19 protein-coding genes are annotated in these 15525 nt (G+C 61.2%); 2 read left to right on the top strand and 17 right to left on the bottom strand.

All coding sequences use genetic code 11. The annotated features are described in order from the left end of the window. Positions 1-4: 4 nt before the first annotated feature. The 9 genes from hemW to PSJE_RS17885 all read right to left on the bottom strand — a co-directional run bounded on the left by hemW (position 5) and on the right by PSJE_RS17885 (position 6652). The gene (hemW, locus tag PSJE_RS17925; protein ID WP_090451952.1) at positions 5-1210 is read right to left on the bottom strand and encodes a radical SAM family heme chaperone HemW; all 1206 of its coding nucleotides are present in this window, start codon (positions 1208-1210) and stop codon (positions 5-7) included. Beyond that, on the bottom strand, positions 1207-1803 hold the full coding sequence (rdgB, locus tag PSJE_RS17920) for an RdgB/HAM1 family non-canonical purine NTP pyrophosphatase (RefSeq protein WP_007987823.1): 597 nt from the start codon (positions 1801-1803) through the stop codon (positions 1207-1209). Before rdgB ends, hemW begins: the two co-directional genes overlap by 4 nt. After that, a complete protein-coding gene (locus PSJE_RS17915) occupies positions 1800-2234 on the bottom strand; it encodes a DUF4426 domain-containing protein (protein ID WP_057712913.1) in 435 nt (144 codons plus the stop codon). Before PSJE_RS17915 ends, rdgB begins: the two co-directional genes overlap by 4 nt. Positions 2235-2260: 26 nt before the next feature. After that, positions 2261-2881: a methionine biosynthesis protein MetW gene (gene metW, locus PSJE_RS17910; protein ID WP_056726485.1), complete on the bottom strand. Its 621-nt coding sequence runs from the start codon at positions 2879-2881 to the stop codon at positions 2261-2263. A 7-nt stretch (positions 2882-2888) separates the two neighbouring features. Further along, positions 2889-4028, bottom strand: a complete 1140-nt coding sequence (gene metX / locus PSJE_RS17905) for a homoserine O-succinyltransferase MetX (protein WP_090451950.1) — start codon at positions 4026-4028, stop codon at positions 2889-2891. 181 nt (positions 4029-4209) lie between these two features. Continuing rightward, positions 4210-4506: a DUF167 domain-containing protein gene (locus tag PSJE_RS17900; RefSeq protein ID WP_090451949.1), complete on the bottom strand. Its 297-nt coding sequence runs from the start codon at positions 4504-4506 to the stop codon at positions 4210-4212. 4 nt (positions 4507-4510) lie between these two features. After that, entirely contained in the window at positions 4511-5101 is a 591-nt protein-coding gene (locus tag PSJE_RS17895) for a YggT family protein (protein ID WP_057712914.1), read from the bottom strand. A 10-nt stretch (positions 5102-5111) separates the two neighbouring features. Continuing rightward, entirely contained in the window at positions 5112-5930 is an 819-nt protein-coding gene (gene proC, locus PSJE_RS17890; protein ID WP_090451947.1) for a pyrroline-5-carboxylate reductase, read from the bottom strand. A gap of 35 nt (positions 5931-5965) precedes the next feature. After that, positions 5966-6652, bottom strand: coding sequence for a YggS family pyridoxal phosphate-dependent enzyme (locus PSJE_RS17885; protein WP_057712916.1), 687 nt, complete (start codon positions 6650-6652; stop codon positions 5966-5968). A 56-nt stretch (positions 6653-6708) separates the two neighbouring features. Here PSJE_RS17885 and PSJE_RS17880 point away from each other — a divergent pair, with 56 nt between their 5' ends. After that, entirely contained in the window at positions 6709-7743 is a 1035-nt protein-coding gene (locus PSJE_RS17880; protein ID WP_090451945.1) for a type IV pilus twitching motility protein PilT, read from the top strand. Between the two features lie 131 nt (positions 7744-7874). Here PSJE_RS17880 and PSJE_RS17875 read toward each other — a convergent pair whose 3' ends face one another. Then, entirely contained in the window at positions 7875-8495 is a 621-nt protein-coding gene (locus PSJE_RS17875; RefSeq protein WP_057712918.1) for a C40 family peptidase, read from the bottom strand. Between the two features lie 251 nt (positions 8496-8746). On the opposite strand from PSJE_RS17875, the gene PSJE_RS17870 reads away from it, so the two are divergent. Beyond that, positions 8747-9175, top strand: coding sequence for an NINE protein (locus PSJE_RS17870; RefSeq protein WP_090451942.1), 429 nt, complete (start codon positions 8747-8749; stop codon positions 9173-9175). Between the two features lie 114 nt (positions 9176-9289). On the opposite strand, the gene PSJE_RS17865 is transcribed toward PSJE_RS17870, so the two are convergent. From PSJE_RS17865 to gshB, 7 genes are all read right to left on the bottom strand, one after another. Further along, positions 9290-10561 (bottom strand): dihydroorotase, encoded by a 1272-nt coding sequence (locus PSJE_RS17865; protein WP_090451941.1) that lies wholly within the window; start codon positions 10559-10561, stop codon positions 9290-9292. Further along, positions 10558-11577, bottom strand: coding sequence for an aspartate carbamoyltransferase catalytic subunit (locus PSJE_RS17860; protein ID WP_046039254.1), 1020 nt, complete (start codon positions 11575-11577; stop codon positions 10558-10560). Before PSJE_RS17860 ends, PSJE_RS17865 begins: the two co-directional genes overlap by 4 nt. A gap of 27 nt (positions 11578-11604) precedes the next feature. Beyond that, complete coding sequence (gene pyrR / locus PSJE_RS17855; RefSeq protein WP_057712921.1) at positions 11605-12108, bottom strand: bifunctional pyr operon transcriptional regulator/uracil phosphoribosyltransferase PyrR; 504 nt, start codon at positions 12106-12108, stop codon at positions 11605-11607. 79 nt (positions 12109-12187) lie between these two features. Beyond that, a complete protein-coding gene (gene ruvX, locus PSJE_RS17850; protein ID WP_090451939.1) occupies positions 12188-12625 on the bottom strand; it encodes a Holliday junction resolvase RuvX in 438 nt (145 codons plus the stop codon). Beyond that, positions 12625-13197, bottom strand: coding sequence for a YqgE/AlgH family protein (locus PSJE_RS17845; RefSeq protein ID WP_057712922.1), 573 nt, complete (start codon positions 13195-13197; stop codon positions 12625-12627). Before PSJE_RS17845 ends, ruvX begins: the two co-directional genes overlap by 1 nt. Positions 13198-13377: 180 nt before the next feature. Continuing rightward, positions 13378-14277: an energy transducer TonB gene (locus PSJE_RS17840; protein ID WP_057712923.1), complete on the bottom strand. Its 900-nt coding sequence runs from the start codon at positions 14275-14277 to the stop codon at positions 13378-13380. A gap of 64 nt (positions 14278-14341) precedes the next feature. Continuing rightward, a complete protein-coding gene (gene gshB / locus PSJE_RS17835; protein WP_090451938.1) occupies positions 14342-15295 on the bottom strand; it encodes a glutathione synthase in 954 nt (317 codons plus the stop codon). Positions 15296-15525 lie beyond the last annotated feature (230 nt).

The following is a 15525-nucleotide window of genomic DNA, read 5'->3' as shown; positions in this document are numbered from 1 at the left end:
TTCCTTATGTCAGAAATTTCTGCAGCAAGTCGTTGAGGAAGAGTTGTCCGCGCTCGGTGGCTACCAGACGTGAAGGTTCGACCTGCAACAGGCCGCTTTGTTCGGCTTCACGGCGGCCTTCAGCGAGGCTTTCCAGCGTCATGCCGGTACGTTCCGGGTACAGCCGCGATTCGACGCCTTCAGTCAGGCGCAGTGCGTTCATCAGGAATTCGAACGGCATTTCATCGTTGCCCAGCGCTTTCTCGCCGGCCTTAAAGCTTTTCGCCGGATTCAGGTAATCCTTCGGCAGGCGGGTCTTCCAGGTGCGAATGATGCGCCCGTCCGGATGGCTGAGCTTGCCATGGGCGCCGGCGCCGATGCCAATGAAGTCGCCAAAACTCCAGTAATTGAGGTTGTGGCGCGCCGGGCGACCGGGCAGGGCATAGGCCGAAACTTCGTATTGCACGTAACCATGTTCAGCCAGCAGTGCTTGCCCGGCCTCCTGAATGTCCCACAGCGTGTCGTCTTCCGGCAGAGTCGGTGGCTGGTTCCAGAATACTGTGTTCGGTTCCAGGGTCAGTTGATACCACGACAGGTGAGTCGGTTTCAGGGCGATGGCTGTGCGCAGGTCCGTCAAGGCATCGTCCAGGGACTGATTCGGCAAGCCATGCATCAAGTCCAGGTTGAAGTTGTCGAACCCGGCCTGCCGCGCCATACCGGCGGCGCGTACGGCTTCGTCACCGTTGTGAATCCGTCCCAGGGCCTCGAGCTTTTCTTGCTGAAAGCTCTGAATACCGATCGATAGGCGATTGATCCCCAGTTTCCGGTACGCCACGAACTTGTCTTGCTCGAATGTCCCCGGATTGGCTTCCAGCGTGATTTCGATGTCGCTGGCAAACGGAATGCGCTGTTCGACGCCTTTGAGCAAACGACCCAGCGAATCAGCGCTGAACAGGCTTGGCGTGCCGCCACCAAAGAAAATCGAGCTCAGCTCACGACCATAAACGGCGTGCAGGTCCTGATCGAGATCGGCCAGCAATGCGTCGACGTACTCTTCTTCCGGCAGCACGGGGCTGGCCGTGTGGGAGTTGAAGTCGCAATAAGGGCATTTGCGCACGCACCACGGGATGTGGATATACAGCGCCAGCGGCGGCAGCACAGGCAGGGCCGCCCGAGGCGATAGAGCATCGCCGCCGAAGATCAGCGGCGACGCGGATGATTCACGGGTCATTTCAAGCCCAGACGCTGGCGCAGCAGATCCATTGCACGGGCGCGGTGGCTGATCTGGTTCTTGTCGCCTGGGCTCAGTTCGGCGCTGGAGCAATCGCGCTCCGGCACCCAGAACAGCGGGTCGTAGCCAAAGCCGTGTTCGCCGCTGGCCTGGGTCAGGATTCGCCCGTGCCACAAACCTTCGCAGAGGATCGGCAACGGATCATCGGCGTGGCGCACCAGTGCCAGCACGCATACGAACTGCGCGCCACGTTCGGCTTCAGGCACGTCTTTCAACACGTCGAGCAGCTTGGCGTTGTTCGCCGCATCGCCCTTGCCATCGGCATAACGCGCCGAGTAGATACCGGGCGCGCCGCCAAGGAAATCCACTGCCAGCCCGGAATCGTCGGCCAGCGCCGGCAGGCCGGAAATGCGCGCGGCATTGCGGGCCTTGAGGATGGCGTTCTCGACGAACGACAAACCGGTCTCTTCGGGCTCGACGCTGCTGAACTCGCCGATCGAGCGCAGGTGCACCGACTCGCCGAGCATGGCCTGGAGTTCCTTGAGTTTGCCGGCGTTATGGCTGGCCAGTACGAGTTGCGTGAAGTTGATCATTGGCCAGGGAAGAGCTCTTGGTTGAAATTGATGGTGTTGATCTTGTCGCCGGTCTGCACCTTGATGTTGAAGGTGCGGATTTCCTGCTGCGGTACCGGGTATTGGGCGATGTAGTAAATCGCTCCTTGCTCGGTGACCTGCTTGAAGTTCAGTGTGTAGCTTTGGCTGGTCAGGTCTTTGACGGTGCCGCTGACGTCGGCCGCCATCGGCGTGCCGGCCTTGATCACCGAAATGTTGATCACGCCCTGATCCTTGCTGCGGGTCAGCTGGGCGGCCTTGGCAACGTCCGGTAGCAGGTAGGTGGAGTTGAAGGTGTTGTAGTGCACCGTCACGTCACCGAAGGTTTCCTTGCGTTCGCTCTTGATGGCGTCGGCGGCCATGGCGGTGACGCTCAGGCAGGCAGTGAGTAGAAACAACGCTAGACGACCCATGATCGTTCTCCTTGAAGTAGGGTGGATCAGACCGCGACCTTGTGGTCGGAAAGTCCCGGACTGCTGACGCGGTAGATACCGATCTCACCTAACAGATTAGGCCATAGCTTGCTGGCCCACCCGTGCCGATGCTGTTGATCCACGGCCAGCCGATCAATGACCTTCGCTTCACGTTCGCGACACAAGGCTTCAAAGTCGGCGAAGGTGCAGAAGTGAATGTTCGGCGTGTTGTACCAGGTGTACGGCAGGAACTCGGAAACCGGCATGCGGCCCTTGCTCGCCAGGTACCAGCGGCACCGCCAGTGGCCGAAGTTGGGGAAGGTGATGATGCACTGGCGACCGACGCGCAGCATTTCCTCGAGGATCCTGTCCGGGTAGTGCACCGCTTGCAGCGCCTGGGTCATGACCACGACATCGAAACTGTTGCTGGCAAAGTTGCCCAGGCCCTTGTCCAGGTCCTGTTCGATGACGTTGATGCCCTTGGCCACGCACTCGGCGATATTGTCGGCGTCGTTTTCCAGGCCATAACCGGTGACTTGCTTGTTATCGCGCAGCCAGGTCAGCAGTTCGCCATCGCCGCACCCGAGGTCGAGCACGCGGCTGCCGGCGGGGATCCATTCCTGGATGATTTCCAGATCAGCTCTCATGGCTTTCTCACAACGTAATGCGGTTCATGTAATTGCCGAATGCCTGCAGGTAGCGCGGGATCGGAATCAGGAAGGCGTCGTGGCCTTGCGGAGCGTCGATCTCGAGGTAGCAGACGTCCTTGCGCGCGGCCATCAGCGCGTCCACCAGTTCCCGCGAGCGGGCAGGGGAGAAGCGCCAGTCGGTGGTGAACGACATCACGCAGAACTTGGCCTTGGCGCCTTCAAAGGTTTTCGCCAGGTTATCGTCGAAGTTCGCCGCCGGATCGAAGTAGTCGAGCGCTTTGGTCATCAACAGGTAGGTGTTGGCATCAAAGCGCCCGGAGAACTCCTCGCCCTGATAGCGCAGGTAGCTTTCCACCTGGAACTCGACGCTGTGGAAGTCGTAGTTGAGCTTCTCGCTCTTGAGCCCGCGGCCGAATTTCTCGCCCATGGAGTCGTCGGACAGGTAGGTGATGTGCCCGACCATCCGCGCCAGCATCAGGCCGCGCTTGGGGATCACGTTGTGTTCCTGGAACGAACCGCCGTGGAATTCCGGGTCGGTGAGGATCGCCTGGCGCGCCACTTCGTTGAACGCGATGTTCTGCGCCGACAGCTTGGGTGCCGAGGCGATGGCCAGGCAGTGACGGATGCGGTCAGGGTAAGTGATGCTCCATTGCATCGCCTGCATGCCGCCGAGGCTGCCGCCGATCACGGCCGCGAACTGGGCGATGCCGAGACGGTCCGCCAGACGCGCCTGACTGTGCACCCAGTCTTCCACGGTCAATACCGGAAAGTCGGCGCCGAACGGCTTGCCGGTATCCGGGTTGATACTGCTCGGGCCGGTGGAACCGTTGCAGCCGCCGAGGTTGTTCAGGCTGATCACGAAGAACTTGCTGGTGTCGATCGGCTTGCCGGGACCGATGCAGCTGTCCCACCAACCGGGTTTGCGGTCGTCGGCGCTGTGGTAGCCGGCGGCGTGGTGATGGCCGGACAGGGCGTGGCAGATCAGCACGGCGTTGCTCGCCGTGGCGTTGAGCGTGCCGTAGGTTTCGTAGATCAGGTCATAGGCCGGGAGCGAGCGACCGCAGGCCAACGCCAGGGGTTCGCTGAAGTGCGCCACTTGCGGCGTCACCAGACCAACAGAATCGGGGGGAAAGGCAGCTGGCATCGACCCTGCTCTCATTGAAATGAGGCGTAAGTCTAAAGACCGCTGGGGTTAGCGGCAAGCAACGATCGGGCCTGATTTCATTAAGCAGAACCGCGGTGCGGCCTTCGCGAGCAAGCTCGCTCCCACAGGATTGATGCGGTCCATGTGGGAGCGAGCTTGCTCGCGATGAACGATGACGCGGTCAGCCTGCCGGACGCACCAAATCAGGCAGGTCCGGCAACTTCTTCGGCGAGCAGATTCGCACCCGTTTCTGCCGGTTCAACTCGCCACTGATCAGGCTGACCTGGCTCTTGGACACGCCAAAGGCCTTGGCCAGAAACGCCATCAGATGCGCGTTGGCCTTGCCCTCGACCGGCGGCGCGGTCAGGCGGATCTTCAGGCGATCGCCGTGCAGCCCGCAGAAGTCATCACTGCGGGCTGCCGGTTGCAGGTGACACTCCAGAATCAGGTCGTCACCGTCCCAGCGAAACCAGCTCACCGGGTCAGATCAACACACGGAGGATTTGCGGCATCATGGTCATGGCGGCGAGGTTGTTGATCACCAGCATGTCGATCAGCTTGAGTGCCAGGAACGCAAAGATCGGCGACAGATCCAGGCCGCCCAGGCTCGGCAGGAACTTGCGGAACGGCGCCAGGGCCGGTTCGCAGACGTCGTTCACCAGCTCGGCGCCCGGGTTATGGCTGCCCGGGGCGACCCAGGACAGGATCACGCTGATGATCAGGGCGAAGAAGAAAATCTTCATGAACAGCGCGGTCACGCCGATGATCGACCAGATCAGCAATTGCAGCGGGTTGCCGATGGTGCCGTAGGTCAGCAGCAGGGTCAGGGCCATCAGCGCCAGTTGCACCAGGATCGCCAGCACCAGCGAGGACATGTCCAGGCCGAATACGCTCGGGATGATCCGGCGCAGCGGCTTGAGCAGCGGCTGGGTGGCCTTGACGATGAACTGGCAGATCGGGTTGTAGAAGTTCGCCCGCACCAGTTGCAGTACGAAGCGCATCAGCACGATCAGCAGGTACAGGCTGCCGAGGGTTTGCAGCACGTAGACCGCTGCGGTATTCAATCCAATCATGAAAAGCTCCTTATTGACCCAGTTGTTCGGCCATCTCGGCCGAGCGATGCGCGGCAGCGCCGAGTGCTTTTTCGACCAAGGCTTCAAAGCCATTGGCCTGGAACGACTTGATTGCAGCTTCCGTGGTGCCGGCAGGCGAGGTAACACGGCGGCGTAACTCGGCCGCGTCGACGTCGCTGGAGACTGCCATATGTGCGGCGCCCAGGGCGGTTTGCAAGGTCAGTTGCGCAGCGATGTCCGCTGGCAGGCCGAGTTTCACCCCGGCGGCGGTCATGGCCTCGATCAGCAGGAAGAAATACGCCGGGCCCGAGCCGGAAACGGCGGTGACGGCATCCAATTGCTGCTCGTCATTCAGCCATAGGGCGATGCCCACCGCGGACAGCAGTTCCTGGGCCTGCTGACGCTGTTCGGCTGACACTTCGGTTGTTGCGAACAGGCCGCTCGCACCCTGACGCACCAGCGCCGGGGTGTTGGGCATGCAGCGCACGATCGGCTGGGCGCCGAGCCAGTTGTTCATGCTGGCGCAGGTGATGCCTGCGGCAATCGAAACCACCAGTTGATGGGGCTTGAGGCTTGGGCGAATGGCTTCGCACACGGCTTTCATCGCCTGGGGTTTGACCGCCAGCACGACCACGTCGGCACCGTCGATGGCCTGGGCGTTGTCGGCAAAGGTTTCTATGCCGTGTTCAGCGCTCACGCGGGCACGGGTTTCTTCGCCCGGATCGCTGGCGCGGATCTGTGCTGCTTCCAGACCCTTGGCCCGCAGGCCGCCGATCAGACTGGCGGCCATGTTGCCGGCACCGATAAAGGCAATACGTGTCTTGCTCATGTCAGGTCCTTATAAAGAGAAGAGTCAGCCATTTTTCAAGGCTGGCCGTAGTCGCGGGCGCCAAACAGGGCGGTACCGATCCGCACCCAAGTGGCGCCTTGGGCGATGGCCGATTCGAGATCGTGGCTCATGCCCATGGAAAGTGTGTCGAGCGGCAGGTTCAGGCTGGCTTGCAGACTTTGCACGGTAGCGAAAGCGGCATCCTGGGTGGCGCGATCTTCCGTCGGCTCGGGGATTGCCATCAACCCGCGCAGTTTCAGGCGCGGCAGGGCGCAGATGGCGTTGGCCAGGGCCGGCAGATCGGCCGGGGTGCAGCCGGACTTGCTGGCCTCGCCGCTGACATTGACCTGAATGCAGATGTTCAAGGGCGGCAAATCGGCGGGACGTTGTTCGGACAGCCGTTGTGCGATTTTCAGGCGATCCACGGAATGCACCCAGTCGAAGTGCTCGGCGATAGCGCGAGTCTTGTTCGATTGAATGGGGCCGATGAAGTGCCAGATCAAGGGCAGGTCGGCCAGTTCGAGTTGCTTGCCCAGCGCTTCCTGAAGGTAGTTCTCGCCAAAGTCGCGCAGGCCGGCGGCGTAGGCTTCACGCAGGTCTTGAGCGGGTTTGGTCTTGCTCACAGCCAGCAACTGGACGCTGTTTTCGGCGCGGTTCGCGGCAAGTGTTGCAGCATGTATGCGCGAACTAACCTGAAGAATGTTGTCTGCTATGGTGGACATCAAGAGGCGCCAGCGGTCTGAAGGTTCGCGGCATTCTACTGGAATTGAGAGGCGCTATGGATATCACTGAGCTGCTGGCATTCAGCGCCAAACAGGGGGCATCCGATCTGCACTTGTCCGCCGGCCTGCCGCCGATGATTCGCGTCGACGGTGATGTGCGACGCATCAATCTGCCGGCCCTGGATCACCAACAGGTACAGACTCTGATCCATGCCATCATGAATGACGCCCAGCGGGTGGAGTTCGAAAAGCATCTGGAAACCGACTTTTCCTTTGAAGTACCCGGCGTGGCGCGTTTTCGGGTCAATGTGTTCAACCAGAACCGTGGCGCGGGCGCGGTGTTTCGCACCATCCCGGCGAAAGTGCAGAGCATGGATGAGCTGGGCATGGGCGACGTGTTCCGCAAGATGACCGACGCTCCCCGTGGCCTGGTGCTGGTAACCGGCCCTACCGGTTCCGGCAAGTCCACCACGCTGGCGGCGATGATCGATTACCTCAATACCCATCGTCATCACCACATCCTCACCATCGAAGACCCCATCGAGTTCGTTCACGAGTCGCGCAAATGCCTGATCAATCAGCGTGAAGTCCATCGTGATACCCGTAGTTTCGCCACCGCCTTGCGTTCGGCACTGCGGGAAGACCCGGATGTGATCCTGGTGGGGGAGATGCGCGATCTGGAAACCATTCGCCTGGCGTTGACCGCGGCCGAAACCGGTCATCTGGTGTTCGGCACGCTGCACACCACGTCGGCGGCGAAAACCATCGACCGGGTGGTCGATGTGTTTCCGGGGGACGAGAAGTCGATGGTGCGCTCGATGCTCTCCGAGTCGCTGCTGGCGGTGGTGTCCCAGACCCTGGTGAAGAAAATCGGCGGCGGACGCATCGCGGCCCACGAGATCATGCTGGGGACATCGGCGATCCGGAACCTGATCCGCGAGGACAAGGTGGCGCAGATGTACTCGGCGATTCAGTCGGGAGGGTCGCTGGGGATGCAGACGCTGGATATGAGCTTGAAGGACCTGGTGACCAAGGGGTTGGTCAGTCGTGACCATGCGCGGGAGAAGGCGCGGTCGCCGGATAATTTTTGAGGAAGATTTGAGGTGCTTTCAAGGGTCTCTTCGCGAGCAAGCTCGCTCCCACATGGACTGCATCAATCCTGTGGGAGCGAGCTTGCTCGCGATGGGGTCATCATGTTCGATGCAGATTCAGGGCGATGAAATCAGCGCTGAACAACCCGCAACGCATTTTGTTCTTTCGGCAGAACCCGCTTGGCAACCACGTAGTGGTTTTCCCAGTACGGTTTCTTCAAAGTGTCGATGGATACCGACTTGCCACGACGTGGCGCGTGGATGAAGCGGTCGTTACCCAGGTAAATGGCAACGTGATTGACCCGACGACTCTTGATGTTGAAGAAAATCAGGTCGCCCGGCTTCAGGTCGTTGCGATCGACTTTCTCCCCATGACCGCTGGCCATGGCGTTGGAGGTGCGTGGCAGGTCGAACGTGGCGTCGTTGAACGCGTATTTCACCAGGCCGCTGCAATCGAAGCCTTTGCTTGGGCTGCTGCCGCCCCAACGATAAGGGGTACCGAGGACGTTCACCGCGCGGCTAAGCACGTCGCTGCTTTCCTTGGTGCCCATCGGTGGAACCAGGCCGCTTTTGCTGCTGGCCAGGCTTGGAGCATATTTAGCGGATTTCTTGTCTTTGCTCGAAGGAGCAGAGGCATGGGATTTTGGGGTGTAACCATTAACGTTTGGAAGACGTTGCTCACGATTGGTGGCGTGGGCGGCCAGTGGCATCAAAAGGCAAATGGTTAGCCATGTCTTGAAAAATGAACGCATTAGGCAAGGCTCTTAATAGGTTAGCGCGCAACTTTATAACAGCTTTTTTGCCGCTTCCGAGGCCGTTGGTCGATTCAATCCGGGGGGCAATGGTGGCAAAAAAGCGGCAAAATGGTGCAATTGTCGGACAGGAGTCCGGTGTTACAAGGCTTTGACGGGAGTGAAGGTAGCACTTGCCATACGTCGGGTGCCTGTAAAAAAGTCACAAAGAATTAAAGAATATTTATCTATCGTGTGAATCGAGGTCATTCATGAACCCCTATCAACAGGCTGTCCAGCAGCAAGACACCCACAGCAAAGTGATCGGTTACCTGCTGTGGATTTTCGGTTTTACCGGGGCTCACCGCTTCTATTACGGCAAGCCGGTGACCGGGACGATCTGGTTCTTCACCTTCGGCTTGCTGGGGATCGGTTGGCTGATCGACCTTTTCCTGATCCCGTCCATGGACCGTGAAGCGGACCTGCGGTTCACCGCAGGCCCCGTCGAATACAACGTGGCGTGGATCCTGCTGACGTTTCTCGGGGTGTTCGGCGTGCACCGGATGTATCAGGGGAAATGGATCAGCGGGTTGCTGTACCTGCTGACGGGCGGGTTGTTCTTTCTCGGGGTGCTGTATGACTTCTGGACGTTGAACGACCAGGTTTCTGTGCGTAATGCTCAGAATAGAGGCGCCTTCTAAATCGTCTTCGCGAGCAAGCCCGCTCCCACATTTGATCTTCGGTGTTCACAAGTACTGTGTTCATCGCAGAACTAATGTGGGAGCGGGCTTGCCCGCGATTGGAGCGAAGCGGTCTTAAGCCTGGTGGCTGATCCGTCCATCCACCAGGGTGTAACGCACCACACCCGGCAGGCTGTGGCCAATGAACGGGCAGTTTTCGCCCTTGGACAGCCATGTTTCACCGGCCACGGTCGAGGCCGCAGGGTCGAACAGCACGATGTCCGCCGCGCCACCTACCGCCAGTTTGCCTGCCGGCAGGCGCAGGGCCTCTGCAGGGCCGACGCTCAGGCGCTTGACCAGTGTCGGCAGGTCCAGCAAGCCGTCTTCGACCAGGGTCATTGCCAGTGGCAATAGCAGTTCAACGCTACTGATGCCCGGCTCGGTCGCGCCGAACGGTGCCAGTTTGGCGTCACGCTCATGGGGTTGGTGATGACTGGAGATGGCCGAGATCACGCCCGACTTCACCGCTGCGCGCAGGCCGTCGCGGTCGGCGCGGGTGCGTAGCGGTGGCTGGACGTGATACAGGCTGCTGAAGTCGATCAGGGCTTCGTCGGTCAGGATCAGCTGGTACAGGGCGACATCCGCTGTCACCTTCAGGCCTCGGGCCTGGGCCTGGGCGATCAGCTCTACGCCGCGTGCGCTGGTGAGCTGGCTGAAGTGCGCGCGCACGCCGGTTTGTTCAACCAGCAGCAGATCCCGGGCCAGGGCGACGGTTTCAGCGCTTTCCGGGATGCCCGGCAGGCCAAGGAAGCTGGCGGTCGGGCCTTCGTGAGCCAGGCCGCCCTCGGCCAGGTCGTAATCCTGGGAGTTGAAAATCACCGTCAGGTCGAAAGTCGCTGCGTAGTCCAGCGCGCGGCACAGGGTGCGGGTGTTGCGGAAACTCTCCAGGCCGTTGCCGAAGGCCACGCAACCGGCATCGCGCAATGCTACGAGCTCTGCCAGCTGTTCACCGTCCAGGCCTTTGCTCAGGGCGCCAATCGGGAAGACTTTGGTGTTGCCGGCCTCGCGGGCACGGTCGAGGATCAGTTCGGCCACCGCCGAGGTGTCCAGCACCGGTTTGGTCTTTGGCGGGCAGCACAGGCTGGTCACACCGCCAGCCGCCGCTGCGCGGGTTTCGCTGACAATCGAGCCTTTGCGGCTGTAACCCGGCTCGCGCAGGGCAACGTTGAGGTCGACCAGGCCGGGAGCGGCCACCAGGCCTTTGGCGTCAATCGTGTCGACGGCGACAAAACCGGCTGGCGCCGCGCCAAGGGCGACGACTTTGCAGGCTTCAATGTGGATATCGGTCACTTGATCCAGGCCGCTGGCCGGATCGATCACGCGGGCGCCGAGAATGCTGAGCTTCACTGGGCTTTCTCCTGCTCGAATTGGCCTTGCTCGAATTGGCGTTGCGCAGTCTGCCCGCTCATGGCCATGGACAGTACCGCCATACGAATGGCGATCCCGTAGGTCACCTGGTTGAGGATTACCGAGTGCGGGCCGTCGGCCACCGCAGACTCGATTTCCACGCCACGGTTGATCGGCCCCGGGTGCATCACGATGGCATCGGGCTTGGCGCCGGCCAGGCGCGCGGTGGTCAGGCCGAACAGGCGGTAGAACTCGCCTTCGCTCGGCAACAGGCCGCCGGTCATGCGTTCACGCTGCAGGCGCAACATGATCACCACGTCAACGTCCTTCAGGCCTTCGGTCATGTCGGTGTAGACCTTCACGCCGTATTGCTCGATGCCGATCGGCAGCAGGGTTTTCGGCGCAATCACGCGAATATCCGGGCAACCCAGGGTTTTCAGGGCCAGCATGTTCGAACGCGCAACCCGCGAGTGCAGGATGTCGCCGACGATGGCCACCGAAAGGTTTTCGAACCCGCCCTTGTGCCGGCGGATGGTGAGCATGTCGAGCATGCCCTGGGTCGGGTGAGCGTGCCGGCCGTCACCGCCGTTGATGATCGCCACTTGTGGGCAAACATGTTCGGCGATGAAGTGCGCGGCACCCGAATCGCCGTGACGCACGACGAACATGTCGGCAGCCATGGCTTCCAGGTTGCGCAGGGTGTCGAGCAGGGTTTCGCCCTTGCTTGCCGACGATGTCGACACGTTGAGGGTGATCACGTCCGCCGAGAGGCGCTGGGCCGCCAGTTCGAAGGTGGTGCGGGTACGGGTGGAGTTCTCGAAGAACACGTTGCACACGGTCTTGCCGCGCAGCAGCGGGACTTTCTTCACGGCCCGGGCGCCGACTTCAAGGAAGGAGTCGGCAGTGTCGAGGATTTCCGTCAACAGTTCGCGGCGCAAACCGTCGAGCGAGAGGAAGTGGCGCAGCTGGCCCTGATCATTGAGCTGCAGCGGGCGCTTGGTTTCTAGAGGCGTCATCGCAAGGGGGACTCTCAATAGGGCGAATTAAAGGGCGAGGTCTTGCAGTTCGAGCGCGAGCTCGGGACCGGACAGCTTCACCCGTTCGTGGGCCGCCAGCGACAGGGTCGCGCCAACCACGTTCGGGCGGATCGGCAGTTCGCCGGCGTCCAGGTCCAGCAGGCACACCAGCGTTACGCTGGCCGGGCGGCCGTAGTCGAAAAGTTCGTTCATGGCGGCGCGGATGGTCCGGCCGCTCATCAGCACGTCGTCGATCAGCACCAGGTGCTGGCCTTCGATCTCGAACGGCAACGCCGAAGGGCGAACCTGCGGGTGCAGGCCGTTCTGGCTGAAATCGTCGCGGTAGAAGGACACGTCCAGGGTGCCGAGGGGGTCATTGCTGCCCAGCTCCTTGAGCAGAGCCTGGGCCACCCAGACGCCGCCGGTGCGGATGCCGATGAAGCGCGGGTCGCTGATGCCTCGTTTGGCCAGATAGGCGTCAAGTCGGGTCGCCATCTGGCTGATCAGTTCGGCGGGATTGGGCAGGCTCATGGTTGCTCCTTCTTGGGCCCGAGCCAGCCTGTGCGGGAAGTGGCTCGGGTTGTAGCTAAGAGAGACGCACAGCGGCTCTTCAGGATTCAAACAGTGCGGTGTTTTCGTCGAGCCAGCCTTGCAGCAGCAGGGCGGCGGCGATGGCATCGACCGGATTGTCGCGGTAACTGCCTTTCTGGCCGCCACGAGCCAGGCGTTCGCCCTTGGCCTCGAAGGTGGTCAGACGTTCATCGTGGGTATAGAAGGGCAGGTTGAAGCGGCCGTTCAGGCGCCGGGCGAACTTTTCCGCGCGGGTGCACATGTCGCTGGGCGTACCGTCCATGTTCAACGGCAGGCCGACCACCACGGCATCGGGTTTCCACTCTTTGATGAGGGCTTCGACCTGGTTCCAGTCAGGAATGCCGTTCTGCGCCTTCAGGGTGCACAGCTCGCGGGCCTGGCCGGTTATCACCTGGCCGACCGCAACGCCGATCTGTTTGGTGCCGTAGTCAAAACCCAGAATCAGCTTCAGGGCCATCAGGCGTGCCCCGCCTGGCTGGTCAGCAGGCTGAGGTTGACGCCCAGGTGTTTGGCGGCCGCTTCCAGACGCAGTTCGCTGCTGGTGTTGAACAGGATGTCCGCGTCGAACGGGCAGTTCAGCCAGGCGTTCTGCGCCAGTTCGGCCTCCAGTTGCCCGGCTTCCCAACCGGCGTAGCCGAGGGCGATCAGGCTTTTTGCCGGGCCGACGCCGTCAGCGATGGCGAACAGCACGTCCTGGGAGGTCGACAGGGCCAACTCGTCTTCCAGATCAACGGTCGCCTGGAAACTCTGGCCCTTGGGGTGAAGGACGAAACCGCGATCGGTCTGCACCGGGCCACCGATGAAGATCGGTACATGCTGGCAGAGCGCTGGAGGTTCGATTTCCGGGCGCAATTGCTCAAGGATATCGGCCAGGTTCAGATCTTGCGGACGGTTGACCACCAGCCCCATGGCGCCATTGGCCGTGTGCTCGACGATGTAGGTCAAGGTGTGCGCAAAGTTCGGGTCGGCCATGTGCGGCATGGCGATCAGGAATTGATGCTTGAGGTAGCTGGGGCTGACGTTTTTCATGACCGCTAGTGTGGCGTTCGAGGGGCGAACTGACAAGCTGGGGATGCACAGGAATTAGCGCAATTCTGTAGGAGCGAGCTTGCTCGCGATGGTCGTCAAGGATAACGCTGCCAGGTTGACACCCCGCGGTGCTCTCAGGTTTATCGCGAGCAAGCTCGCTCCTACAGGTGGGGGGTGTGGTCAGTTGCTTGAGAGACGGTCCCCACGAGCAAACTTCCAGGTGCGGATGATCTCCAGCCGGTCAATATCCGACAAATCCCCGGTAAACGGTGCAAACGGTGCCGCCAGCCGGACGATCCGTTGCGCCGCCTGGTCCAGCAGCGGCTGGCCTGAAGACTCCAGCACCAGCACTTCATACAACGAGCCATCACGGTTGATCGACACCATCAGGCGCAAGTTGCCATAGATCTGTTTGCGCCGCGCTTCGTCGGGGTAGTTGAGGTTGCCGATGCGCTCGACTTTCTTGCGCCATTCGTCCTTGTACCAGGCGCCCTTGTCGCGCATGGTCGAGGCCGCGCTCAAGCGGTGAATGCGCGGGCGCTTGGCGTACAGCTGTTGTTCGGCGGCCAGTTCCGCTTCCAGGCTGGCGATGTCGCTGGACAGTTGCTCGCTGTCGAAGGTCGGCGCCTGGACCTGGGTTTTTACCTCGGTCTTGGGCTCCTCGGTCTTGGCGGGGGCTTTTTTCGGCTTCGGCGCCACGGTGGTCACGGCAGCCTTGGGCGGGGCTTCCTGCACTTCAGGCTTGGCAGCCGGCGGTGGCGTGACTTTTTGTACCTTGTTGTCCTGGAACGGCGCGACCTCGGTGGTCTTGGGAATCGCCTTTTTATCCAGGGTGCCGCTACCTTGCTGATTCTCCTGGGCCAGGAAATCGGCTTTCTCGGGCTTTTTTTCGCTTTTGAAGGTGGCGAGGGTGATTTCCAGGGTTTTGCTGATCTGCTTGGGCTCGACCACTGCAAACCCGACACCCAACAGCAAGGCCAGGTGGATCAGCGCTGCCAGAAACAGGGTAAAACCGAGGCGATCGACCGGGCGCACGCCACGGTGGGCGAGTTCGGCAGGCAGATCGGACGGGAGTGTCATGACAAGGAAACCAACATCGCGTTTTCACAGGCCGCGCATGATAACGCAATGTTGGTTTGGCTAATCAACGTGCCTTGAGCTTCTGATCGATGGCATCCATCAGCATGCCGCCGATGTCGGTGCCAAACGCGTTATCAATCTCGCGAATGCAGGTCGGGCTGGTGACGTTGATCTCGGTCAGGTACTCGCCGATCACGTCCAGGCCAACGAACAGCAGGCCTTTTTCACGTAAGGTCGGGCCGACTTGCGCGGCGATCCAGCGGTCCTTGTCGGTCAGCGGGCGGGCTTCGCCACGCCCCCCGGCAGCGAGGTTGCCACGGGTTTCGCCCTGGGCCGGAATCCGCGCCAGGCAATAATCCACAGGCTCGCCATCGATCATCAGGATGCGCTTGTCGCCATCCTTGATCGCCGGCAGGTAGGCCTGGCCCATGATCTGCTGGGCGCCGAGGGCGGTCAGGGTTTCGAGGATAACCGACAGGTTCGGATCGCCCGCGCGGTGACGGAAAATCGACGTGCCGCCCATGCCGTCCAGCGGCTTGAGGATCACATCGCCGTGTTTGGCGGCGAACTCACGCAGCACGTCGGCGCGGCGGCTGACCACGGTCGGCGGTGTGCACTGCGGGAACAGCGTGGCGAACAGCTTCTCGTTGCAGTCGCGCAGGCTTTGCGGTTTGTTGACCACCAGCACGCCGGCGCGCTCGGCCTGCTCCAGCAAATAGGTGGAGTAGACGAACTCCAGGTCGAACGGCGGATCCTTGCGCATCAGGATCACGTCCAGATCGCTCAGCAGCGCGTCGCTTTCGGCCCCCAGTTCGAACCATTTTTCCGGGTTGGCAAAAACCTGCAGCGGACGCATCCGGGCCCGAGCCTGGCCTTCGCCCTGATACAGGTCGCGCTGTTCCATGTAGAACAGCTCCCAGCCACGCTTCTGCGCGGCCAGCAGCATGGCCAGCGAGCTATCCTTTTTATAGGAAATGCTGGCGATAGGGTCCATGACAATCCCGACGCGAACGCTCATGGGTGTTTCCTCGAAATTTGGGGGGCTATGTCGATCTCTGTAGGAGCGAGCTCGCTCGCGATGAACCCGAGAACAACACGCTTATCCAGCCAGCACGCGTTATCGTTGACGGCCATCGCGAGCGAGCTCGCTCCTACAAAAGATCAGCGTATAAAAGTGGCGTCAGAGTGGCGCTGAGTGTGTTCCCGGTCAAGGAAAAACCACCTTGCGGGTCGGCCGATAGATTGGTG

This window comes from Pseudomonas jessenii, assembly GCF_002236115.1.
Lineage (GTDB): Bacteria > Pseudomonadota > Gammaproteobacteria > Pseudomonadales > Pseudomonadaceae > Aquipseudomonas > Aquipseudomonas jessenii.
The sequence above is the reverse complement of the archived record's forward strand: the minus strand, read 5'-3'. Positions and strand labels throughout refer to the sequence as shown.